A 23,139-nucleotide genomic window follows, 5' to 3' on the forward strand; every position below is an offset into this window, starting at 1 on the left:
CCGCCCGATGTCCGACACCGCCTCCCTCCTTGCCGTCGGCCGCGACCATTACCTGCCGGTCTACCGCCAGCGCGGGGTGGTGCTCGAACGCGGCGAAGGCGCCCGGGTCTGGGACAGCGAGGGCCGCGACTACATCGACTTCGCGGCCGGGATCGCGGTCTGCAGCCTGGGACACGCCGATCCCGACCTCGTCGCCGCCCTGGTCGAGCAGGCCGGCAAGCTCTGGCACACCAGCAACGTCTTCCACAGCGAGCCGCCGCTGCGCCTGGCGCAGGAACTGGTCCAGGCCTCTCGCTTTGCCGAGCGTGTGTTTCTCTGCAACTCCGGTGCCGAGGCCAACGAGGCGGCGATCAAGCTGGTACGGAAGTGGGCGGCCGCGCAGGGGCGGGCACCGCAGCGGCGGGTGATTCTCACCTTCCGCGGCAGTTTCCATGGACGGACGCTGGCCACGGTCACCGCGACGGCGCAGCCCAAGTACCAGGAAGGCTATGAGCCGCTGCCAGGCGGATTCCGCTACGTCGATTTCAACGACGTCGCGCAACTCGAGGCGGCGATGTCCGGAGGCGACGTCGCCGCAGTCATGCTTGAGCCGGTGCAGGGCGAGGGCGGCGTGGTCGCGGCCGCGCCCGGCTTCCTGCAGGCGGTGCGCGCGCTGTGCGACCGGCACGGCGCGCTGCTGGTCCTCGATGAGATCCAGAGCGGCATGGGGCGCACCGGTGCGCTGTTCGCGCACTGGCACGATGGCGTGACCCCCGACATCGTCACCCTGGCCAAGGCGCTGGGAGGCGGCTTCCCGGTCGGCGCCATGCTGGTCGGGCCCAAGGCGGCCGGCGCCATGCAGTTCGGCGACCACGGTACGACCTTTGGCGGCAACCCGCTGGCGGCCGCGGTGGCGCGGGTGGCGCTGCGCAAGCTGGCTTCGCCGGAGGTGGCGGCCAACGTCGCGCGCCAGGAAGCCGCGCTGCGCGCGGGGCTCGCGGCCATCGATGCCCGGCACGATGTGTTCGGCGAGATCCGTGGGCGCGGCCTCATGCTCGGTGCGGTGTTGCGTCCGGAACATGCGGGTCGGGCTGCCGGCATCCTCGATCGTGCAGCCGCCCACGGCCTGCTGCTGCTGCAGGCAGGGCCTGACGTGCTGCGTTTCGTGCCCGCGCTGACCATCAGCGACGCCGAGGTGGCGGAGGGTCTGGCGAGGCTCGAGGCCGCACTTGCCTGAGCCGGCCCGGCGGGGTCAGTCGACCTCCTGCGGCGGCAGCGCGCGGCCGCACTTGCGACAGTGCCAGGCATCCGCTTCATGGTCGGGCAGGCCGCATTCGTCGCAGCGGACCTGGCGCCTGCGCGGCTGCAGCGAGCGCGCGAGCTCGGCGGTGTAGATGCCGGTCGGCACGGCGATGATGCTGTAGCCGATCACGATCAGCACCGAGGTGATGAAGCGGCCGAAGCCGGTGGTCGGCGCAACGTCGCCGAAGCCCACGGTGCCTACGGTCACGATCGCCCAGTACATGCCCGTGGGAATGCTGGTGAAGCCGCGCTCGGGGCCTTCGACCACGTACATCAGCGCGCCGAAGATGACCACGATGGTCAGCAGCGTGGCGATGAACACGAAGATCTTGCGTCGGCTCCGGAGCAGTGCCTGGATCAGCACCCCGGCCTCGCTCGAGTACTCGACCAGCTTGAGCACGCGGAACACCCGCAGCAGGCGCAGCGCACGGATCACGGCGAACGACGCACTGGCCGGGAACAGCAGCGACAGGAAGGTCGGCAGGATCGCCAGCAGGTCGATCACCCCGAAGAAGCTGGTCGCGTAGCGCAGCGGGCGCTTCACCACCCATAGCCGGACCGCGTATTCGACGGTGAAGGCCAGCGTGAACAGCCACTCCAGCGCGTACAGCCAGGCGTGCCAGCGGGCCTTGACCGCCGGCACGCTGTCGAGCATCACCACCACCACGCTGGCCAGGATCACCAGGATCAGCACCAGGTCGAAGTTGCGTTCGTCCGGCGCTTCGTGGTGGAAGATGCGCCGGTACCAGAGGTGGCGCGCGCCGGTCCGAGAGGCCGGCAGGAACTCTTTCTCGAACACGCTCGGCCCGGTCGGGGCCGGCTCCTGGCGGTCAGCCGGGGATGGCATCGGCAACCGCCTTGAAGGCCTCGCGCGCCGCGGCCAGGGTCGCCTCGACCACCTCGGCGCCGTGCGCGCTCGACACGAAGCCCGCCTCGTAGGCCGATGGCGCCAGGAACACGCCGCGCTCCAGCATCGCGTGGAAGAAGCGCTTGAACGCCGCGCTGTCGCAGGCAATGGCGTCGTCATAGGTGTCGACCTTGCGGTCGGTGAAGAACAGCCCGTACATCGCACCGACGCGGTTGGTGGTCAGCGGCACGCCGGCCTCGCGCGCGGCGGCCTCGAAGCCGTCGCACAGGGTGTTGGTGGTGGCTTCCAGGCGGTCGTGGAAGCCAGGTTCCTGCACCAGTTCCAGCATCGCCAGGCCGGCGGCCATCGCCACCGGGTTGCCGCTGAGCGTGCCGGCCTGGTAGATCGGACCGGCTGGGGCGATCTGCTGCATCAGTTCGCGGCGGCCGCCGTAGGCGCCCACCGGCATGCCGCCGCCGATGATCTTGCCGAAGGTGGTCAGGTCGGGAGTGACGCTATAGCGCGCCTGAGCGCCGCCCAGGGCCACGCGGAACCCGGTCATCACTTCGTCGAAGATCAGCAGCGCGCCGTGCTTCGTGCACAGTTCGCGAAGGTGCTGCAGGTAGCCTTCGCGCGGCGGCAGGCAGTTCGCGTTGCCCACCACCGGTTCGATGATCACCGCCGCGACCTCGCTGCCGATGTCGTCGAACAGCTGCGTCGCGGCCTCGAAATCGTTGTAGCTGATGGTCGAGGTAAGCTCGCCCAGCGCGGCCGGCACGCCCGGCGAGGTCGGCACGCCGAGCGTGAGCATGCCGCTGCCGGCCTTGACCAGGAACGAGTCGCCGTGGCCGTGGTAGCAGCCTTCGAACTTGACGATCCGCTGGCGCCCGGTGGCGCCGCGCGCCAACCGCACCGCCGAAAGCGTGGCCTCGGTGCCGGAATTGACCATGCGCACCATTTCGCACGAGGGCACCAGGCGGGTGATGGTTTCAGCCATCGTCACTTCAGCGGGGCAGGGCGCGCCAAACGAGAGGCCGTTGCCGATCGCCGCCTGCACCGCTTCGCGCACCTTCGGGTGGTTGTGGCCAACGATCATCGGCCCCCAGGAGCCGACATAGTCGATGTAGCGGTTGCCATCGACGTCATGCAGATAGGCGCCGTCGGCGCGCTCGACGAAAAACGGCTCGCCGCCGACCGACTTGAACGCGCGTACCGGCGAATTGACCCCGCCCGGGATCAGTTCCACGGCGCGGGAGAACAGGGCGTGTGACTTGTCGTGTTTCATCGCAATGGATTCCTGTAGTGGCGCCCATGGGCGCGAATGGCGTGGCGGCGTGGTGATGCGTCGGGCCGTGCTGCACGCCGATGCGGCGAAGTGGCCTGCACGCTATGCGTGGCGCGATTCGAATGCCTGGAGGTATGCCTGCGCTGCAGCCACCGGGTCGGCTGCATCGAATACGCCGCTGATCACCGCGACCAGGTCCGCGCCGGCATCGACCACGATGCGGGCATTGTCCGGGGTGATGCCACCAATGGCCACCCGCGGCAGGTCGAACTTCGCCGCGCTGTGAAGCAGGCCTGGCGTCGCGCGGCGGGCCAGTGGCTTGGTCGGTGACGGGAAGAATGCGCCGAACGCCAGGTAGTCGACGCCGGCGGCCGCTGCGGCCTCCGCATGTTCCAGGCTGTCGTAGCAGGAGGCGCCGATGATCGCGCGCGCGCCAAGCGCCTCGCGCGCGGCAAAGATGTCGCCGTCGCCTTCGCCCAGGTGCACGCCATCGGCACCGGAAGCCAGCGCAAGCCGCCAGTCATCGTTGACCACCAGCGGCACGCCGCGCTCATGGCAAAGCTGCAGCAGCGCGGCAATCTGCGTGCGCGCCAGCGTGGTGTCGGCAAGCTTGTTGCGGTACTGCAGCACCGTCGCCTGCTCGAGCACAGCCGATACCCTGGTCAGCAGGCGCGGCGTGTCGGGCTCGTCCGGCGTCAGCAGGTAAAGACCGCGCGGGTGCGCGCACGGACGCGGAGGCATTGCCTTGGACATTGCGTGGTTTCCTGTCGCTGGGCGTGATGGGACAATGGCGACCCGCGCCTTGCGCCACCGGAACTGCATTATCCGATGAACGACACCACCGCCTACCGCACCTGGATGTGCGTGGTCTGCGGCTTCATCTATGACGAAGCCGTCGGCCTGCCCGAAGAAGGCATCGCCCCCGGAACGCGCTGGGATGATGTCCCGGACACCTGGACCTGCCCCGACTGCGGCGTGACCAAGGACGATTTCGAGATGATGGCGCTCTGAAGCGCTCCGGCTGAGCGCATTCAGCGTCCGCGGGCGATGTCCGGACCGAGTTCCAGCGCGGCGCCGTCCTCCAGCCCCAGCCGGCGGGCTTCGCCGGCGTTGAGTTCAAGCACGTAGAGCGCCGGCGCCCGGCTCGGGTATGGCGGGCAGCGGTCTCCCGCCGAGCACGGTGGCACTCCCCGCTGCTGTGACACCAGGCGCAGCGACGCGTCGAAATAGAGGATGTCCAGCGGGATCCGCGTGTTCTTCATCCAATAGGCCTGGCGCTCTTCGCGTTCATGGATGAACAGCATGCCGTGGCCCTCTGCCAGAGAGTCCCGGAACATCAGGCCGCGCGCCCGGGCCTGGTCGTCGTCGGCCACCTCGACCACATAGCGCTCGCCGGCAAGTCCCACCCAGTGCCCGTCACTGGCGCACGCCGACGCAAGCACGGTGGTGCAACACAGCATCAAGGCGAAAAAGGACATGCGCATGGGCGGGGTCTCTCGGCATATATAGGGAGTGCTCCAACACTCCGGGAGAGGCGCGGCGCGGTCAAGTGGAATGAATTGCACCCGACCCCTTCCCAAATCCGTCCGGGCGCTGCACAATGCGCGCCCCGCCAAGCAGCGGCCGGCACCGCCGGCAACCGCGAAGCAGGGAAGAACGAAAAACCGCTTCACAAGGTGTTGACGTTCTTCAAAACCGCGCTAAGATGTGCGGCTCCCCTGACGGAAACGGCCTCCGGGCCACGACGACAAGGGAGGCTGGAATCAACCCCTCACAGGGTGTTGACGAAAGCAAAAGCTGCGCTAAGATGGGCGGCTCGCTTCGGACAAAACGGTCACTGACCGCAACCTCCGAAGCACGCTGAAGAAAACGCCTCACAGGGTGTTGACGGAAGCAAAAGTCGCGCTATAATGGGCGGCTCGCTTCGGACAAACGGTCACTGACCGCCACCTCCGAAGCACGCTGAAGAAAACGCCTCACAGGGTGTTGACGGAAGCAAAAACCGCGCTACAATGTGCGGCTCGCCTCGGAGGAAACGACGGGGCAACGGGAAAGGCGCTGAGGCCGATCCCAATGATCTTTGACAGTGTGCGCAGGTGACTTGTGCGGGCGTCTGGCAAGTGGATGGTTGTCCATATTGCAGACGTTCGTAACAAGAGCAAAAAATCAAGCAAATGCAGAAATGCATGCGAGTGATTCGAGCTCGGGACGACGACTGCACTCAAAGCGTTTGGACTTCGGTCCATGCAATTTTAAGTGAAGAGTTTGATCCTGGCTCAGAGTGAACGCTGGCGGCAGGCCTAACACATGCAAGTCGAACGGCAGCACAGGAGAGCTTGCTCTCCGGGTGGCGAGTGGCGGACGGGTGAGGAATACATCGGAATCTGCCTATTTGTGGGGGATAACCTCGGGAAACCGGGACTAATACCGCATACGACCTACGGGTGAAAGCGGAGGACCTTCGGGCTTCGCGCAGATAGATGAGCCGATGTCGGATTAGCTAGTTGGAGGGGTAACGGCCCACCAAGGCGACGATCCGTAGCTGGTCTGAGAGGATGATCAGCCACACTGGGACTGAGACACGGCCCAGACTCCTACGGGAGGCAGCAGTGGGGAATATTGGACAATGGGCGAAAGCCTGATCCAGCCATGCCGCGTGAGTGAAGAAGGCCTTCGGGTTGTAAAGCTCTTTTGTTGGGGAAGAAAAGCAATCGGTTAATACCCGGTTGTTCTGACGGTACCCAAAGAATAAGCACCGGCTAACTTCGTGCCAGCAGCCGCGGTAATACGAAGGGTGCAAGCGTTACTCGGAATTACTGGGCGTAAAGCGTGCGTAGGTGGTTCGTTAAGTCTGATGTGAAAGCCCCGGGCTCAACCTGGGAATTGCATTGGATACTGGCGGGCTAGAGTACGGTAGAGGGTGGCGGAATTCCTGGTGTAGCAGTGAAATGCGTAGATATCAGGAGGAACATCCGTGGCGAAGGCGGCCACCTGGACCAGTACTGACACTGAGGCACGAAAGCGTGGGGAGCAAACAGGATTAGATACCCTGGTAGTCCACGCCCTAAACGATGCGAACTGGATGTTGGGTTCAATTAGGAACTCAGTATCGAAGCTAACGCGTTAAGTTCGCCGCCTGGGGAGTACGGTCGCAAGACTGAAACTCAAAGGAATTGACGGGGGCCCGCACAAGCGGTGGAGTATGTGGTTTAATTCGATGCAACGCGAAGAACCTTACCTGGCCTTGACATGTCGAGAACTTTCCAGAGATGGATTGGTGCCTTCGGGAACTCGAACACAGGTGCTGCATGGCTGTCGTCAGCTCGTGTCGTGAGATGTTGGGTTAAGTCCCGCAACGAGCGCAACCCTTGTCCTTATTTGCCAGCACGTAATGGTGGGAACTCTAAGGAGACCGCCGGTGACAAACCGGAGGAAGGTGGGGATGACGTCAAGTCATCATGGCCCTTACGGCCAGGGCTACACACGTACTACAATGGTCAGGACAGAGGGCTGCAAACCCGCGAGGGCAAGCCAATCCCAGAAACCTGATCTCAGTCCGGATCGGAGTCTGCAACTCGACTCCGTGAAGTCGGAATCGCTAGTAATCGCAGATCAGCATTGCTGCGGTGAATACGTTCCCGGGCCTTGTACACACCGCCCGTCACACCACGGGAGTCTGTTGCACCAGAAGCAGGTAGCTTAACCTTCGGGAGGGCGCTTGCCACGGTGTGGCCGATGACTGGGGTGAAGTCGTAACAAGGTAGCCGTATCGGAAGGTGCGGCTGGATCACCTCCTTTAGAGACTAAAGACAGCTAATTGCCTGTCAGGCGTCCGCACAAGTGACCTGCATCCAGGAGTTCCACGGCGAAAGCCGGGGGACCGACCCCTCTTATGGGGCCTTAGCTCAGCTGGGAGAGCACCTGCTTTGCAAGCAGGGGGTCGTCGGTTCGATCCCGACAGGCTCCACCACGCTGGGGAAAGACATTGGGTCTGTAGCTCAGGTGGTTAGAGCGCACCCCTGATAAGGGTGAGGCCGGTGGTTCGAGTCCTCCCAGACCCACCATTCCTGGATGATCTGCGCACACACTAAAGATTTAGAAGCGGGGCGGCATTGTGGCCGAACCGTGTTCTTTGAAAATCAGGGACGTAGCGAGCGTTTGAGACGAATATCCAAACGTGTCGTTGAGGCTAAGGCGGGGCCCTAGAGGCCCTAAAGATTGAGTGTATGTTTCGCGTTGCCGGTTTTGTACCCCGGCAGCACGTCATATAGCTCCGAGGCGACTTGGGGTTATATGGTCAAGCGAATAAGCGCACACGGTGGATGCCTTGGCGGTCAGAGGCGATGAAGGACGTGGTAGCCTGCGAAAAGTGTCGGGGAGCTGGCAACAAGCTTTGATCCGGCAATGTCCGAATGGGGAAACCCACTCCGCAAGGAGTATTGCATGGTGAATACATAGCCATGCAAGGCGAACCCGGGGAACTGAAATATCTAAGTACCCGGAGGAAAAGAAATCAACCGAGATTCCCCCAGTAGCGACGAGCGAACGGGGAGCAGCCCAAAAGTTGTTCCGGTTCTAGCAAAACAGTCTGGAAAGACTGGCCATAGAAGGTGACAGCCCTGTATGCGAAAGGGCCGGAATGATGAAAAGTGAGTAGGGCGGGGCACGAGAAACCCTGTCTGAACATGGGGGGACCATCCTCCAAGGCTAAATACTCCTGACCGACCGATAGTGAACCAGTACCGTGAGGGAAAGGCGAAAAGAACCCCGGAGAGGGGAGTGAAATAGACCCTGAAACCGTGTGCGTACAAGCAGTAGGAGCCCTTCGGGGTGACTGCGTACCTTTTGTATAATGGGTCAGCGACTTACTGTTCGTGGCGAGCTTAACCGTATAGGGGAGGCGAAGGGAAACCGAGTCTGATAAGGGCGCATAGTCGCGGGCAGTAGACCCGAAACCGGGTGATCTAGTCATGCCCAGGGTGAAGGTACCGTAACAGGTACTGGAGGCCCGAACCCACTCCCGTTGCAAAGGTAGGGGATGAGGTGTGATTAGGAGTGAAAAGCTAATCGAACCCGGAGATAGCTGGTTCTCCTCGAAAGCTATTTAGGTAGCGCCTCGCACGAATCTTCTTGGGGGTAGAGCACTGTTATGGCTAGGGGGTCATTGCGACTTACCAAACCATTGCAAACTCCGAATACCAAGACAGAATATGCGGGAGACACACGGCGGGTGCTAACGTTCGTCGTGAAAAGGGAAACAACCCAGACCCACAGCTAAGGTCCCAAATTCCATGCTGAGTGGAAAACCATGTGGAAAGGCACAGACAGCCAGGAGGTTGGCTTAGAAGCAGCCATCCTTTAAAGAAAGCGTAATAGCTCACTGGTCGAGTCGGTCTGCGGGGAAGATTTAACGGGGCTAAGCATGGAACCGAAGCTTGGGGTGCATCACTTTGTGATGCGCGGTAGAGGAGCGTTCCGTAAGCCGTTGAAGGTGGATTGAGAAGTCTGCTGGAGGTATCGGAAGTGCGAATGCTGACATGAGTAACGATAATGGGGGTGAAAAGCCCCCACGCCGAAAGCCCAAGGTTTCCTTGCGCAACGTTAATCGACGCAGGGTGAGTCGGCCCCTAAGGCGAGGCAGAAATGCGTAGTCGATGGGAAGCTGGTTAATATTCCAGCACCTCGCACAAGTGCGATGGAGGGACGGAGAAGGTTAGGTCTACCAGGCGTTGGTTGTCCTGGGGAAAGGAGGTAGGTTTGGGTCTTTGGCAAATCCGGGACCCTTCAAGACCGAGCACCGAGACGAGCTCATTAGAGCGAAGTGACTGATACCACGCTTCCAGGAAAAGCTCCTAAGCTTCAGCTTGTGCAGACCGTACCGTAAACCGACACAGGTGGGTAGGATGAGAATTCTCAGGCGCTTGAGAGAACTCGGGTGAAGGAACTAGGCAAAATGGTACCGTAACTTCGGGAGAAGGTACGCCCCCTTTGGTGGCCACATGCGTGGCTGAGCTGAGGGGGGCCGCAGATACCAGGCCGCTGCGACTGTTTATCAAAAACACAGGACTCTGCAAACACGAAAGTGGACGTATAGGGTCTGACGCCTGCCCGGTGCCGGAAGGTTAATTGATGGGGTCAGCCGCAAGGCGAAGCTCTTGATCGAAGCCCCGGTAAACGGCGGCCGTAACTATAACGGTCCTAAGGTAGCGAAATTCCTTGTCGGGTAAGTTCCGACCTGCACGAATGGCGTAACGATGGCGGCACTGTCTCCACCCGAGACTCAGTGAAATTGAAATCGCTGTGAAGATGCAGCGTTCCCGTGGCAAGACGGAAAGACCCCGTGAACCTTTACTATAGCTTTACACTGAACGTTGAGTTCGTCTGTGTAGGATAGGTGGGAGGCTGTGAAACCCTGGCGCTAGCTGGGGTGGAGCCAACCTTGAAATACCACCCTGTCGTGCTTGACGTTCTAACCTAGGTCCGTTATCCGGATCGGGGACCGTGTATGGTGGGTAGTTTGACTGGGGCGGTCTCCTCCCAAAGAGTAACGGAGGAGCTCGAAGGTACGCTCAGCGCGGTCGGACATCGCGCACTGTGTGCAAAGGCATAAGCGTGCTTGACTGCAAGATCGACGGATCAAGCAGGTACGAAAGTAGGACTTAGTGATCCGGTGGTTCTGTATGGAAGGGCCATCGCTCAACGGATAAAAGGTACTCCGGGGATAACAGGCTGATACCGCCCAAGAGTTCATATCGACGGCGGTGTTTGGCACCTCGATGTCGGCTCATCACATCCTGGGGCTGTAGCCGGTCCCAAGGGTATGGCTGTTCGCCATTTAAAGTGGTACGCGAGCTGGGTTCAGAACGTCGTGAGACAGTTCGGTCCCTATCTGCCATGGGCGTTGGAGATTTGAGAGGGGCTGCTCCTAGTACGAGAGGACCGGAGTGGACGAACCTCTGGTGTTCCGGTTGTCACGCCAGTGGCACTGCCGGGTAGCTACGTTCGGAAGCGATAACCGCTGAAAGCATCTAAGCGGGAAGCGCGCCTCAAGATGAGATCTCCCGGGGCACAAGCCCCCTGAAGGAACCATCAAGACTAGGTGGTTGATAGGCTGGGTGTGTAAGCACTGCAAGGTGTTGAGCTAACCAGTACTAATGATCCGTGTGGCTTGACCATATAACCTCAAGTGGCCTTGGACTCGACGACGCGTCGATGTTCGACCCAAAAGTTCGCTACGTCCCTATTTATTCGCCAACGGCGGAGCTGATTCATGGCTCCGTTCCGAGGCAAACCAACGAGAGCGTGTGCGCGTCAAGCCGGCAACGGCCCGCGACCCTCCACCCTCTCCCTGGTGACAATAGCTGCGTGGAACCACCCGATCCCATTCCGAACTCGGAAGTGAAACGCGCATGCGCCGATGGTAGTGTGCATCAAGCATGCGAGAGTAGGTCATCGCCAGGGTTTTACCCCAAAACCCCGCAGCCACGGCTGCGGGGTTTTTCTTTGTGCATCACCCCGCGCGGCCTTGCCTAGGCGGGCCGCCTCCGATAACGTGGGCAACCTTTCAAGACCGGTGAATCCAATGCGTCGTGCCGCCAGTTTGCTGTTTACCGCCAGTTGCCTCCTGGCGCTGTCGCCGAGTTCGGATGCCGCCGAGCTGGGGCGCGTGGATGTCCAGGGTGCGGTCGGCATGTGCAGGGCGATTACCCAGGCCGACGCGGCCGGCATTCGCTACAGGCCCTTGGCGCTTGCCAACGAGTCGAGTGGAATCGCCCGCGTCGCCTGCAGCTGGCAGGGCGATGACAGCCCGCAGACCGTGCGCGCGGCCAAGCGGCTCGCGGTCACCATCAGCAATTTCGGTGACGTGCCGGTCGAGGTGAGCTGCACCCTGGTCAACGGCCACCAGACGGGTGCCCTGGTCTATGCGAGCTACACACCCAAGACGGTGGCCATTGCCGCCGGTGCTTCGGCCGAGCTTGCGTGGCTTCCGGGCGACGTCGCGAATTCCAAGCCTTCCGGCATCGACAGGCCGTCGGTGAGCTGCCTGCTTCCGCCGCAGGCGGCGATGATGCACACCACCCGCGAGTACAACGAAAATGTCGGCGCCTGAGGTGCGCGCGGGCGCGCCGCTGGCGGCAACCGCCCTGTTCGCGGTGCTCGTGGTCGCTGCGCCGGCCTTTTCGCTCGACGCGCGCAGTGCGGAAGTCTCCCGCTACGATTTCCAGGGGGCGGCGGCGATCTGCCAGCCTGCGACCGCCGCCTACGGACAGTCCGTGCGCTCGCGTCCATTGGCCGTGGTCAACGAAGGCACCAGCAACACCTTCGTGACCTGCGCGCTGCGCGGCGATCCGCGCCCTGGTGGCCGCGGCGCGATGAAGGTCCTGGTTGAAACCGGGGCCCCTGTCGGAAGGAACGGCATCGTGTCCTGCACATTCGTCGACGGCACCCAGCACGGCAATGTGGTCGACGCGGTGTATCGCACCAAATCCGCCAGTGTCGCAGCCGGAAGCCGGGGCGTTGCGCTGACCTGGCAGCCGGTCGAGATCGCCGGTGCACCCGAGCACATCTTCCGGCCGGCCGTGCAGTGCATGCTCAGCCCAGGGACCGCGCTGCACTACCTCAGCGTGACCTACGACGAAGACGTCGGCAGTTGAGGCGTCCCACCCGGGACCGGTGACGCGCGGTAGGTTCCGCGCTCAACGCACCCGTGGCGGCGTTCCGCCGACGATCACCACGTCGGCGGGCCGGCGCGCGAACAGGCCGACGCTCACCACGCCCGGCACCTGGTTCAGCAGTTGCTCGAGCGCGACCGGGTCGGTAATCGACAGGCCGTGGATATCGAGCACCCAGTTGCCGTTGTCGGTGACCGTGCCCTGCCGCCACACCGGTTGGCCCCCGGTCAGCGCCACGATTTCGCGTCCCACCAGGCTGCGCGCCATCGGGATGACTTCAACCGGCAGCGGGAAGCGCCCTAGTACCGGCACTTCCTTGGAGGGGTCGATGATGCAGACGAATTTCGCCGCCGCCTCGGCGATGATCTTCTCGCGCGTCAGCGCCGCGCCGCCTCCCTTGATCAGGCGTCCGGCCGGGTCGCATTCATCGGCGCCGTCGACATAGAGCGGGATCGGGCCGCAGGCGTTGAGATCCAGCACGTCGATGCCAAGGCCGCGCAGACGCTCAGTGCTCTGTTCCGAACTCGACACCGCGCCGGCAATGCGATCGCGGATGCCGCCAAGTGCGTCGATGAAGAAGGCCACGGTCGATCCCGTGCCCACTCCCACGACCATGCCGTCCTCGACATGGTCCAGGGCTTTCTCGCCAGCCAGGCGCTTGGCTTCGCTCATTTAGGCTCCATGGCCAGCAGGACCTTCCATTGTGCGGCGCTGACGGGCAGGACCGACAGGCGCGAACCCTTGCGGATCAGGGCGAAATCCTCGCCCAGGGCGTCCGCGCGGCCGCGGATCGCCTCGAGCGTGATCGGCGCGGCGAGCCTGCGAATGAAGCCAACGTCGACCAGCATCCAGCGCGGCTCCTCGGGACTTGCCTTGGGGTCGAAATACTTCGACTTGCGGACGAATTGCGTCGGATCCGGATAGGCCACGCTCGCGACCGCGGCGATGCCGTAGATCCCGGGCACCGCGCAGTTGGAGTGGTAGAAAAACACTCCGTCACCGACGCTCATGCCATCGCGCATGAAGTTGCGCGCCTGGTAGTTGCGGACGCCAGTCCAGGGCTCAGTGCCGACGCGTTCGAGGTCGTCGATGGAGAAGTCCTCGGGTTCGGACTTCATCAGCCAGTATCGTTTGCGCTTGCCAGTGCTCATGTCGGACGGAAGAGGGTGGATTGATCGGTGCAGACCGCGTCGAGCTGGACATCCCAGTCTTCGTTGGGAAGGTCGCCTGCGACCTGTTGGAATGCGAACGCGGCGCCCACCAGTCGCGGGGGGGCGGGCTGGCGGTGCCGGAAGGCGAAGCTGCGATCGTACCAGCCACCGCCCATGCCGAGCCGGTGGCAACGCAGGTCGAAGGCGGCCAGGGGCACGACGACGAGGTCCAGCGCCGACGGGTCCAGCAGCGCTCCGGGCGCGACGGCGGGCTCGGGAATGCCATGGCGATTGGGCTCCACGGGATCGCCGGGCCGCCAGGGAGCGAAGCGCAGCCGGCCATCGTCGTGCAGTACGGGAAGGCAGTAGGTGCAGTCGGCGGGCAGGCGCAGCTGCCAGACATGAAGCGCGATCTCCCCGTCGGCGGCCCAGTAGCCGGCAACCGTCGAGCGGGGCGCGAGCGGCAGGGCGAGAAGCTGTCCGGCAAGGGCACCGGCGGCGCCGATGCGCGCGGCCGGAGGGACCCCGCGCCGCTGTTCACGCATGAGGCGGCGGGTGTCGCTGCGGAGTGCGCGACTCACGCCACGCCCGGCGCAGTGCGCGCCGCGGAACGGAAAGGAGATACGCCCTCCACCATGTCGATGCGTGCCAAACGACCTTGAACCCGGGGTTCAAGTGGAGACGCTTGGCTGCCATCGGGCTTCCCGCTCGGGGGCGGACATGCACGCCAGGCTACCGTCGCGTCCCCGTGGTCGTGATTAAGGGACAAGGCGAATGTTTGTGCACGCCGTCGATCACGGCAGAGGACGCAAACGCAGTATACCCCGTCGCTTTCAGGCTCGAGGGCCACCCGTCGGCGGGCGTTCACCTTGTTCGCAGCGGTGTGGACGTCGGACGCAACCTCAGGCATCGAGCAGCGCGTCGAGCTTCAGCTGCAGCGCCGACAGCGCATTGGAAAGCTCACGGTCGCGGCGTTCCGTGGTGCTGCGCAGCTGGTCGAGTTCGTGGGCCAGGTTGAGCGCGGCAAGCACCGCCACCCGGTCGATCGCGGCCATGCGGTTGGCGCCGCGCGCCTCGCGCATGCGCGTGTCCAGCAGGCGTGCAGCGGCCATGAGGCCCTCGACCTCGCCGCTGCCCACGCCCACCGTGTACTCGCGGTCCAGCACCCTGACGCTGACTGCCTGCGTACCGCTCACGTGTGCTGCTCCAGCGTCTTGAGGTGCGCGATCATCGCCTCGACGCGACTGCGCGCCTGCTCGTTCCTGGCCAGGAGGTGCGCGCGTTCGCCCGAAGCCTGTTCATGCTGCTGGCGAAGGCTGCGGTTTTCCTCGCCCAGACGGCGCGCGCGCGCCGCGAGTTCGTCGACGCGTTGGGAAAGCCGCTGCAGCTGGGCAAGCACGTCGGGAGTGTCCATCAAGGGCACGATAGGCAGGCTGGCGGAGGTGGTCAAGGCGCGCCGGCCAGCGCGGCCGCCGCCTGCCCGCCGGAGTGCGGCCGGTTGTGGATGAAGGCCATGCAGGACACCGCGTCCAGCGGCTGGGACACCCAGAAACCCTGGATCTCGTCGCAGTGGTTGCGCGTCAGGAATCGCGCTTGCTCCCCGGTCTCCACGCCCTCGGCCACCACGCTCAGGCCGAGCCCGTGTGCCATCGCGATCACCGTGGTCGTGATCGAGGCGCCTTCACGGTCGTTGCAGATGTCGGCGATGAAGGTCTTGTCGATCTTGATCGTGGTGATCGGCAGCCGCTTGAGGTAGGCGAGCGACGAGTAGCCGGTCCCGAAGTCGTCGATGGCCAGCGAGACGCCCAGCTCCCGGAAGGCCTGCAGCTTGTGCGCGGTCTGCGCGGCGTTGGCCATGAGCATGCTTTCGGTCAACTCAAGCTCGAGCGCCTGCGCCGGTACGCCGGTATCGTCCAGTACGCCGCGCACCACCTCGGCGAAGTCGCCGCGCAGCAGCTGCAGCACCGACATGTTCACCGATACCCGGACCTCGGACAGGCCATGGTCGCGCCAGCGGCGGGCCGCAAGGCAGGCTTCGCGCAGGACCCATTCGCCGATCTCGAGGATCATGCCGTTTTCTTCGGCCAGCGGGATGAAGTCGGCCGGCGGGATCTCGCCGTGCTCCGGGCTGGTCCAGCGCAGCAGCGCCTCGGCGCCGGTGATGCGCGACGAGGCCAGCGCCTGGCGCGGCTGGTAGACCACCCGCAGCTCGCCGCGATCCAGCGCCTTGTGCAGCGCGCCGGCGAGGGTCGCGCGCCGGCGGATCGCGGCCTCCATGCTGTCGTTGTAGCGCATCCAGGTGCGCCGTCCCGCGGCCTTGGCCTGGTACATGGCGGCGTCGGCGCGCTTGAGCAGCTCGGTGGGCACCTGGGCGTGGTCGGGGTAGAGGCTGATGCCGATCGATGTCGACACCGACACCTCCTGGCCATCATCGGGCATCAGCGGGGCCTCGAAGGCCATGATGATTTCGCGCGCCACGCGCTCGGCGTCCTCGGCCGCGGCCAGGTCCTCGAGGATGACCGTGAACTCGTCGCCACCCAGCCGGGCCACCGTCTGGCCCGGGCCGACGGCCTGCTGGAGTCGCGCCGCGGCGGCGCGCAGGATGCGGTCGCCCACGGCGTGGCCCAGCGAATCGTTGATGTCCTTGAAGCGGTCGATGTCCAGGAACAGCACGGCGACCCGGGAGCCTTCGCGCCTGGCGCGGACGATCGTGCGCGACAGCCGCTCGGCGAGCAGCGAGCGGTTGGGCAGGTTGGTGAGCGAGTCGAAGTTGGCGAGATAGCGCAGCTCTTCCTCGGCGCGTTTCTGCAGCGTGATGTCGCTCAGCATCAGCACGTGCATGCGCTCGCCGCCGGCGTCGCCGTCGAGCACCGTGGCGGCCTCGACCGCGCAGAGGAATTCTTCGCCGCTGCTCTGCCGCTGCCATAGCTCGCCCGACCAGCGGCCTTCGCGCCGGACGGCATTGCGCATGCCGGGACCGCCGGACGGGTCGTGGCGGATGCTGTCAATCAGGTCGACGCCGCGACCGATCACGTCGAGCGCATGATGGCCGGTGATGCGCGTGAACGCGGGGTTGACCGAGAGGAAACGGAAGCCGTCGTCGAGCACGGCGACGGCTTCGTTCATGCTGCGCAACACCTCGCTGGCGATGCGGTTCTCGCGCTCCACGGCGCGGCTGCGCGCGATGTCGAGCGAGGTGCCGGCCAAGCGCAGGATGGAGCCGTCGGCGTGGTGTTCCACCGCGCGACCGCGCGCGCGGATCCACGTCCAGTCGCCGCGGGTCGACGCGGGACTGTCGACGCGGACCCGGTGTTCGGACGAGAACTCCGGGGTTTCGCCGGCCACGTAGCGGTGCATCGCGTCGACCACTCCCGGCAGGTCGTCGGGATGGATCACGGCGGCCGGCTCCGCCTGCCTGGAACTGAAGTCGTGCCTGCCGCCCTCGCCCTCGCCATCCCGGGCGACCAGGAACTGCAGGCGCGCGGTGGGGACGTGGTAGTCCCAGTAGCGCTGGCCGCTTGCCCACAGGGCGAGGCGAAAGCTGCGCTCGCGTCCGCGCAGCAGCGCGACCGCCCGGCGCGCCCGGCGCGCGCGCGCGGCCAGCGCGATGCAGGCCGCGGCAAGCAGCAGCATCGCCACGATGACCAAGGTTGCAGTTCCACCGGCCACTGGCAAGCGGCTCTCCCACCGCCCCCCTGGCGGACATCGCAGTGTAGGCGCGCGCGCGTGCCGGCAACAAGCGACGCCCGGCGGTACACTGCCCCGGCCCATCGCAGACGCCATGCCATGTCCGGAAAACCACTGCCGTCCCTCGAAGAAGTCGAACAGGCCTGCCGCGAGGCCGGCCTCGCCACCCCCGCGCCCGAGCTGCACGGCAGCCTGTCCGGCTGGCTGGCCGGTGGCGGCGACGCCGCCGGCAACTGGCTGGCCCGGGTGATGGTTGACGACAGCCTCCCGGCCCCCGCGGGCGATTCGGTGCTGGCCCGCCTGGCGTCGGCCACGCGCGGCCAGTTCGAGGACCGCGAGTTCGGCCTGGTCCTGCTGGGCCCGGGCGAAGATGCGTCGATCGCCGAGCGCAGCGGCGCGCTGTTCGACTGGTGCCGCGGGTTCGTGGGCGCGTTCGGGCTCTCCGCCGGTGACGGCGCGAAGCTGTCGGAGGAGGGCGAGGAAGCCCTCGCCGACCTGGCGCGGCTGGCACGCGCCACCGCGCAGGACGAAGGCGACGAGGAGGATGAGGCGGCGCTGGCCGAGATCGAGGAGTTCGTCCGTGTCGCCGCGCTCCTGCTGCACGGCGACTGCGCGCTGGCCGCGCGCCACCGCAACAGCCTCAACTGAGTCCCGCATGGCCTTTGGCGGATCGACCAGCAGCTGCACGCGCCGTCGCCGCCAGCTCATGCGCATGGCCGGCGAGGACGCGATCATCATCCTCCCCGCCGCGCCAGAGCGCGTGCGCAGCCGCGACACCTTCCATCCCTACCGGCCGGATTCGGACGTCCTGTACCTCAGCGGCTTCGAGGAGCCCGACGCGGTCCTGGTGCTGGTGCCGGGTCGCGTGCACGGCGAAAGCCTGCTCTTCTGTCGCGAGCGCGATCCCGCGCGCGAGGCCTGGGACGGCCCGCGCCTGGGTCCGGAAGGCGCAGCGGAAGCGCTTGGCGTCGACGACGCCTACGCCATCGACGACATCGACGAGATCCTGCCCGGCCTGATCGAAGGGCGCCGGCGCGTCTACTACCATTTCGGCCGCGATACCGACTTCGACCTCAAGCTGATCGGTTGGGTCAACAACGTCCGCGCCCAGGTCCGCCACGGCGCGCGGCCGCCGCACGAGTTCCTCGAGCTGGGCCACCTGCTGGACGAGATGCGCCTGTTCAAGGGCGCCGACGAACTGCGCCTGATGCGCCGCGCCGCGGCGATCAGCGTGCAGGCGCATGAAGCGGTGATGCGCGCGGCACGCGCCGGCATGCGCGAATACGAGCTGCAGGCCGAGCTCGAACGCGTGTTCCGCGCCGCCGGGGCCGAGCCCGCCTATTCCAGCATCATCGGCGCGGGCGCCAATGCCTGCGTGCTCCACTACCGCGACAACCGGGCCACGGTGCGCCGCGGCGACCTGGTGCTGGTCGACGCCGGCGCCGAGCATCGCGGCTATGCCGCCGACATCACCCGCACCTTCCCGGTCGACGGCAGCTACAGCCGCGAGCAGCGGATCCTGCACGACCTGGTGGATGCCGCCTACGCCGCGGCGCTCGCGCAGGCGCGGCCCGGCGTGCCCTACGAGGCCGGCCACCTGGCCGCGGTGGAGGTGCTCACCGAGGGCATGCTGTCGCTGGGCCTGCTGAAGGGAACGCTGCGCAAGGCGCTGGCGGACGAGGCCTACAAGCGCTACTACCCGCACAAGACCGGCCACTGGATCGGCCTGGACGTGCACGACGTGGGCGACTACCGCATCGACGGCGAATCGCGCCTTCTCGAGCCGGGGATGGTCTACACCATCGAGCCCGGCATCTACATCCCGCCGGGCGACACCGGCGTCGCGGCGAAGTGGCGCGGCATCGGCATCCGCACCGAGGACGACGTGGCCATCACCCGCGATGGCCACGAGGTGCTGACCGCGGCGCTGGCGCGCAGCGCCGACGCGATCGAGGCGTTCATGGCGGGCTGAGCGCGCTCAGTCCAGCGCGGCGAACTCTTCGCGGGTCAGGTTCACCGGCTCGCCGTCCGTGCACACCACGTTGTCCTCGATGCGCACGCCGCCGAAGGGACGGAAGGCGTCCACGCGGTCCCAGTCCACCAGGCGCGCGTTGTCGCCGGCCTGGAGGTCCTCGAGCAGCATGTCGCCGAAATACAGGCCGGGCTCGATCGTCACCACCATCCCCGCCGCCAGCTCGCGCGTCAGGCGCAGGTAGGGATGGCCCTCCGGCTTGTCGATGCTGCCGCCGGCGTCGGAGGCCGCGAAGCCGGCGACGTCGTGCACCTGCAGGCCGAGGCCGTGGCCGATGCCATGCGGGAAGAAGCTCGCGCTGAGGCCACTGGCCACGGCCTCCTCGGCGCCGCACGTGACCACGCCGAACTCCTTCAGCACGCCCGACAGGGCCAGGTGGGCGTCGAGGTGCAGCTGACGGTAGTCGACGCCGGCGCGGACCTGGTCGCACATCGCCAGCTCGGCGCGGTCGACGGCGTCGATGAAGGCCTGGAACTCGCCGCCACGGTCCATCGCGTGGGTGCGGGTGATGTCGGCCGCATAACCCGCGTGACCGGCGCCGGCGTCGAGCAGGAAGCTCTGCACCGGCTTCGGCGGCAGGCGGTCGCGCTCGGTGTAGTGCAGCACCGCGCCATGGCCGTTGAGGGCGACGATGTTGCTGTACGGCAGTTCGTTGGCGTCCTGGCCCACCGCCTGGCAATAGGCCAGGTGGATGCCGAATTCGCTGGCGCCGGCGCGGAAGGCACGCTCGGCGGCGCGATGGCCGCGGACCGCGCGCCGGTTGGCCTGGCGCAGCATGGCCAGTTCGTAGGGGGTCTTGTATGCGCGGTGGTAGTCGAGGTAGTCGAGCACCGGCTGCGGGTTGTTCGGGGCGAAGGCACCGTAACGGCCGAGCGCGCTCTGCGCCTCGCCGAGGATGGCGCTGCGGGTGGCGTCCCGCGGCAGGTGCTGCAGGGCCTCGTCCGGCGTACGCACCAGGGTGATGTCGAAGTGCTCGACCCAGTCGCCCGACGGCGACTCCGGCACCACGTGCCAGTAATCGCGCGGCTGCAGGTACACCAGCTTCGGGCGCGCGCCGGGCGTCGCCACCAGCCAGCTGCCGGGATTGGCCAGCAGTGGCAGCCAGGCCTTGAATTGCGGATTGACGGCGTAGGGATAGTCGCGGTCGTCGAAGACCTGGTAATGCAGGGTGCCACTGGGAACCACCAGGTGGTCGAAGCCTCCGCGCTCGAGCGCGACCGCGGTGCGCGCGGTCAGCGTCTCGAGGTGAGCGGAGTAGAGCGATGTGGAAGTCTGTGCGGTCATGGCGGGTACCCATGCGGGGAGACCCCCATTTTGCCGCATCGGCCGGAGCGTCGCCGGGCGCGGCTACTCGTAGCGGCTGCCGGGAGCGTCGATCCAGGCGCGAAGCGGCCGTGCCTGCAGTTCGGTGATGCCGAGGAACCTGAAGCCGGCCCACACCTGGCCGGGCGCGCTGGCCTGGTCCATCCACAGAAGGTGGGCACCGATCTCGACGCTGGATTCCTCGCCGCCGTCCGCAGGCAGGCTGAAGCGGAACTGGTACAGAGCGTCGTCCACCAGCGGCGTCCCGGCCATCAGCAGCATCCCGGTTTCCGACAGGTTGCCGATGCGGCCGACCACGCGCTCGGTCATGGTATCGACCACCAGTATGGTGGCGGGGGCCTTGCGCCGCCTGGCGCGCCGGAACTCGTTGATCATGCGTGCGGGTCCGCGGTGAAGGGCAGGGCGTCGCTGCGCCCGGCGAAGCTGCGCAGGGTGCGCAGGGCCGCCTGCCAGGCGCGGTCGACCAGCCGGCCGCGCTCGGCGGTGACGATGCGCGCCTGGCCGGCCACGATCATCCGCGCCAGCGAATCCAGCGAATGCTCGCCGATGCGCTGGCCGCGCTGGTTCACGAACAGCGCGTTGTCGGTCACCGGGCTGAACCAGGACATGCGGCGGCGGACGACGTCGCCCTGCTGGTTGGTGGTGAACTCGATCCAGGTGCCGAACGGCATCACCCTGAGCTGCTCGTAGCGCGCCTGCTCCTCGGGCGTGCGCTGTGGCAGGTCGGGCCGACGCGCACGCTGGGCGTCCTCGCCGAGCCGGGTGCGCGCCTTGAGCTTCATCGCCAACTCGGTGCGCGAGGCGGGGTCGTCCTCGTCGCTGCGGCTGCTGGTCAGGCGCGCGGCGATGATGCCGGCCTCTTCGGCGTGGTAGCCGACCTGCGACAGGGCGGCTTCGACGTGGGTCGCCAGCGCGGGGTCGGCGATCTCCTCGCGGCGCGCGCAGGCGGTGATGATCCGCCGGGTGGCGTCGAGCTGGGCCTGCCATTCGGGCGAGTCCTCGCCCTGGCGAAGCAGGCTCAGGGTCAGGACGTCCGCCCAGGCCTGGTTGAGGAGCGCCCGCGAGAACTTCGGGATCCGCTGGTCGCCGAGGAGCGTCTCGAGCACCGCCGCCGAGCGCAGCTTGGCGACTTCGAGCTTTTCCTTGCCGCGCGCGGCCTCGACGTGCCGCCGCTCGAGCATCTCGGCCTTGCGCACCTGCGCCTGCAGGTGCGTCTGCAGCTGCTCGTTGCTGGCCTCGAACACCTTGTTGTCGCCGTCATACTTCTCGACGACCTGGTTGACCGCCTGCTGCAGTGGCTGCAGCAGCTGGGGATCGACATCGTCCTTGTCGAGCCAGCTGGCCGCGGTCTCGGCGACGGTGTTGAGGAGTTCGCGCGCCGGATGCGTCGCCTGGACGAAGAACGCCTGGTCCTGCAGCGCCACGCGCAGCAGCGGCAGCTGCAGGCGGCGGATCAGGGCCGCGGCTGGCGCATCGGTGCGGATCTCCCCCTCGAGCTGGCCGTACAGCAGGTGCAGCAGCTCGAAGGTGTCGTTGTCGCGCTGGGAGAGGCTGGCGCCCTTGCCGTGGCGCTGCCGCGCCTGCGCCAGAAGCATCTGGCGCACGTCCATCAGGCTCGGCTTGGTGCCGCCGGGCCCGTCGGGCTGGCGCTGGATGGTTCCCAGCGCCTGCATCAGTTCGCTGGTCCCGAGAGTGGCCGTCCGGCTCGACGAAGGCGTGGCGCGCAGCTTGCCGATCAGCGCGCGGCGCCCGGCCAGCAGCTGCTGCAGGGCCGAGTAGGACGACTGCTCGTCGCTGCCGGCATACGTCGTGGTGGTCTCCGCCATCCAGCCGGTATGCGGCTGCGTGCCGGCGGTGCCGGGGGCCGACGCCCCGGATGGTCCTGATCGGCGCTGCGCGTCGCCGCTGCCGGCGCCGGGTCGGCCACCGTGCGGTGCGTCGGCGCTGGCCGTCGCATCGTCCGCGCCCATGTCGCCGCGTCGTCCGTCCGGCGTGCCGCGCTCCCGGCTGCCGGACCGTCCCGGCGCCGCGCTCTCGGCGGCTTCCTCGGCCTGCACGCGCGGCGAGGCGCGCAGCCTGGCGGGTACGTAGGTGAGGCCTTTGAGCACGCCTGCCTGGTCCAGGGTCGCGTCGAGCTTCTCGAGCACTGGCGCGTAGTGGGCCATGACCATGCGGTCGAACAGCCGGTACAGCAGTTCGCGCGCCTCGGCCCCGAGCTGGAGGGCGTGGCAGGCGCTGCGGAGCGCGCGGCACACGGCCTGCGGCCCCAGCGGCAGGCGCTCGGCGTCGGGCGCCGGCGTCCCGGCGAGGACGCCGAAGCGCTGGCCGAGCAGGTGCATCGGCAGGGTGGCCCGACCCTCCTGCCGGATCGCGATCTCGCGCAGCAGCGTGTCCTCGTCGATCATCGAATCATCGACCAGGCTCAGGATCCGTCCTGCGGTGGGCGCCGCCGGCGGGGATTTCGCCGCGGCCACGGGCGGGGCGCGCAGCGCGGCCAGCCCGATCTCCAGTTCGAGCATGAACTGGGGCACCAGGTCCGAGCGGTTCACGCGGAAGCTGCGCAGGGCCTGCACATAGGCGGATTCGCTGCCGGGGTGTCGTGCGCGCTCGGCCAGGCGGAACAGCTCCTGTTCGTACTCGTCGAGCATCGTCGCCAGGTAGGGGTCGAGCTCCGTCGACACGAGCGTCAATGCCGCGTCCAGGGCCTTGCGCACGCGCCGCGGAAGGTCGGCGGCCGCAAGGCCGCGCCGACCCGCGGCATCGTTGGAATGTGTCGTCAATGACATGAGCGTGTACTGGTTCCCCTGTGGGCTTCATATCACGGGCTTCGTGTGACGACCAGCACGCAAAGCGGAGGTGCG

19 protein-coding genes, 2 tRNA genes, 3 rRNA genes and 1 other RNA gene are annotated in these 23,139 nt (G+C 66.3%); 11 read left to right on the forward strand and 14 right to left on the reverse strand.

The window, feature by feature from the left end:
• Nucleotides 1-7: 7 nt before the first annotated feature.
• The gene (locus WCE39_RS10965; protein ID WP_343276722.1) at nt 8-1,216 is read left to right on the forward strand and encodes an acetylornithine transaminase; all 1,209 of its coding nucleotides are present in this window, start codon (nt 8-10) and stop codon (nt 1,214-1,216) included.
• A gap of 15 nt (nt 1,217-1,231) precedes the next feature.
• Here WCE39_RS10965 and WCE39_RS10970 read toward each other — a convergent pair whose 3' ends face one another.
• The 3 genes from WCE39_RS10970 to thiE form a co-directional block, all read right to left on the reverse strand.
• Nucleotides 1,232-2,128: an ion transporter gene (locus tag WCE39_RS10970; RefSeq protein WP_343276723.1), complete on the reverse strand. Its 897-nt coding sequence runs from the start codon at nt 2,126-2,128 to the stop codon at nt 1,232-1,234.
• A complete protein-coding gene (gene hemL, locus WCE39_RS10975; protein ID WP_343276724.1) occupies nt 2,112-3,413 on the reverse strand; it encodes a glutamate-1-semialdehyde 2,1-aminomutase in 1,302 nt (433 codons plus the stop codon). The genes WCE39_RS10970 and hemL overlap by 17 nt, the downstream gene beginning before the upstream one ends.
• A 102-nt stretch (nt 3,414-3,515) precedes the next feature.
• Nucleotides 3,516-4,154, reverse strand: a complete 639-nt coding sequence (gene thiE / locus WCE39_RS10980) for a thiamine phosphate synthase (protein ID WP_343276975.1) — start codon at nt 4,152-4,154, stop codon at nt 3,516-3,518.
• Nucleotides 4,155-4,241: 87 nt separating this feature from the next.
• On the opposite strand from thiE, the gene WCE39_RS10985 reads away from it, so the two are divergent.
• Complete coding sequence (locus WCE39_RS10985; protein ID WP_343276725.1) at nt 4,242-4,424, forward strand: rubredoxin; 183 nt, start codon at nt 4,242-4,244, stop codon at nt 4,422-4,424.
• A 20-nt stretch (nt 4,425-4,444) separates the two neighbouring features.
• Here WCE39_RS10985 and WCE39_RS10990 read toward each other — a convergent pair whose 3' ends face one another.
• Nucleotides 4,445-4,891: a DUF192 domain-containing protein gene (locus WCE39_RS10990; RefSeq protein ID WP_343276976.1), complete on the reverse strand. Its 447-nt coding sequence runs from the start codon at nt 4,889-4,891 to the stop codon at nt 4,445-4,447.
• Between the two features lie 775 nt (nt 4,892-5,666).
• On the opposite strand from WCE39_RS10990, the gene WCE39_RS10995 reads away from it, so the two are divergent.
• The 7 genes from WCE39_RS10995 (at nt 5,667) to WCE39_RS11025 (ending at nt 12,067) form a co-directional block, all read left to right on the forward strand.
• Nucleotides 5,667-7,211: ribosomal RNA gene (locus WCE39_RS10995) — 16S ribosomal RNA — on the forward strand.
• Between the two features lie 96 nt (nt 7,212-7,307).
• A tRNA-Ala gene (locus WCE39_RS11000) sits at nt 7,308-7,383 on the forward strand.
• Between the two features lie 17 nt (nt 7,384-7,400).
• Nucleotides 7,401-7,477 (forward strand) — tRNA-Ile (locus WCE39_RS11005).
• A gap of 231 nt (nt 7,478-7,708) precedes the next feature.
• Nucleotides 7,709-10,589, forward strand: a 23S ribosomal RNA gene (locus WCE39_RS11010).
• Between the two features lie 171 nt (nt 10,590-10,760).
• Nucleotides 10,761-10,874 (forward strand): 5S ribosomal RNA (gene rrf, locus WCE39_RS11015).
• Together the 16S, 23S and 5S rRNA genes with 2 tRNA genes alongside form the textbook arrangement of a ribosomal RNA operon.
• A 121-nt stretch (nt 10,875-10,995) precedes the next feature.
• Entirely contained in the window at nt 10,996-11,523 is a 528-nt protein-coding gene (locus WCE39_RS11020; protein ID WP_343276726.1) for a hypothetical protein, read from the forward strand.
• A gap of 1 nt (nt 11,524) precedes the next feature.
• A complete protein-coding gene (locus WCE39_RS11025; RefSeq protein ID WP_343276727.1) occupies nt 11,525-12,067 on the forward strand; it encodes a hypothetical protein in 543 nt (180 codons plus the stop codon).
• Between the two features lie 42 nt (nt 12,068-12,109).
• On the opposite strand, the gene rpiA is transcribed toward WCE39_RS11025, so the two are convergent.
• The 7 genes from rpiA to WCE39_RS11060 form a co-directional block, all read right to left on the reverse strand.
• Nucleotides 12,110-12,757, reverse strand: coding sequence for a ribose-5-phosphate isomerase RpiA (gene rpiA / locus WCE39_RS11030; protein ID WP_343276728.1), 648 nt, complete (start codon nt 12,755-12,757; stop codon nt 12,110-12,112).
• Entirely contained in the window at nt 12,754-13,236 is a 483-nt protein-coding gene (locus tag WCE39_RS11035) for an EVE domain-containing protein (RefSeq protein WP_343276729.1), read from the reverse strand. The genes rpiA and WCE39_RS11035 overlap by 4 nt, the downstream gene beginning before the upstream one ends.
• Nucleotides 13,233-13,781 carry a 5-formyltetrahydrofolate cyclo-ligase gene (locus WCE39_RS11040; RefSeq protein ID WP_343276730.1) on the reverse strand — a complete coding sequence of 183 codons (549 nt, stop codon included), beginning with the start codon at nt 13,779-13,781 and terminating at the stop codon, nt 13,233-13,235. The genes WCE39_RS11035 and WCE39_RS11040 overlap by 4 nt, the downstream gene beginning before the upstream one ends.
• A 78-nt stretch (nt 13,782-13,859) precedes the next feature.
• Nucleotides 13,860-14,045: non-coding RNA, 6S RNA (gene ssrS / locus WCE39_RS11045), on the reverse strand.
• A 93-nt stretch (nt 14,046-14,138) separates the two neighbouring features.
• Complete coding sequence (locus WCE39_RS11050) at nt 14,139-14,432, reverse strand: cell division protein ZapA (protein WP_343276731.1); 294 nt, start codon at nt 14,430-14,432, stop codon at nt 14,139-14,141.
• Nucleotides 14,429-14,650, reverse strand: a complete 222-nt coding sequence (locus tag WCE39_RS11055) for a TIGR02449 family protein (protein ID WP_343276732.1) — start codon at nt 14,648-14,650, stop codon at nt 14,429-14,431. Before WCE39_RS11055 ends, WCE39_RS11050 begins: the two co-directional genes overlap by 4 nt.
• Before the next feature lie 32 nt (nt 14,651-14,682).
• Nucleotides 14,683-16,875 (reverse strand): putative bifunctional diguanylate cyclase/phosphodiesterase, encoded by a 2,193-nt coding sequence (locus WCE39_RS11060; RefSeq protein ID WP_343276977.1) that lies wholly within the window; start codon nt 16,873-16,875, stop codon nt 14,683-14,685.
• 147 nt (nt 16,876-17,022) lie between these two features.
• Here WCE39_RS11060 and WCE39_RS11065 point away from each other — a divergent pair, with 147 nt between their 5' ends.
• Entirely contained in the window at nt 17,023-17,571 is a 549-nt protein-coding gene (locus WCE39_RS11065; RefSeq protein WP_343276733.1) for a UPF0149 family protein, read from the forward strand.
• Nucleotides 17,572-17,578: 7 nt separating this feature from the next.
• Nucleotides 17,579-18,895 carry an aminopeptidase P N-terminal domain-containing protein gene (locus tag WCE39_RS11070; protein ID WP_343276734.1) on the forward strand — a complete coding sequence of 439 codons (1,317 nt, stop codon included), beginning with the start codon at nt 17,579-17,581 and terminating at the stop codon, nt 18,893-18,895.
• 6 nt (nt 18,896-18,901) lie between these two features.
• On the opposite strand, the gene pepQ is transcribed toward WCE39_RS11070, so the two are convergent.
• From pepQ to WCE39_RS11085, 3 genes are all read right to left on the reverse strand, one after another.
• Nucleotides 18,902-20,239, reverse strand: coding sequence for a Xaa-Pro dipeptidase (gene pepQ / locus WCE39_RS11075; RefSeq protein WP_343276735.1), 1,338 nt, complete (start codon nt 20,237-20,239; stop codon nt 18,902-18,904).
• 63 nt (nt 20,240-20,302) lie between these two features.
• Entirely contained in the window at nt 20,303-20,653 is a 351-nt protein-coding gene (locus WCE39_RS11080; protein WP_343276736.1) for a PilZ domain-containing protein, read from the reverse strand.
• Nucleotides 20,650-23,064, reverse strand: a complete 2,415-nt coding sequence (locus WCE39_RS11085; RefSeq protein WP_343276737.1) for a DUF1631 family protein — start codon at nt 23,062-23,064, stop codon at nt 20,650-20,652. The genes WCE39_RS11080 and WCE39_RS11085 overlap by 4 nt, the downstream gene beginning before the upstream one ends.
• Nucleotides 23,065-23,139 lie beyond the last annotated feature (75 nt).

The sequence above is a fragment of the Luteimonas yanweni genome (assembly GCF_039548475.1).
In the GTDB taxonomy this organism is placed as follows: domain Bacteria; phylum Pseudomonadota; class Gammaproteobacteria; order Xanthomonadales; family Xanthomonadaceae; genus Luteimonas.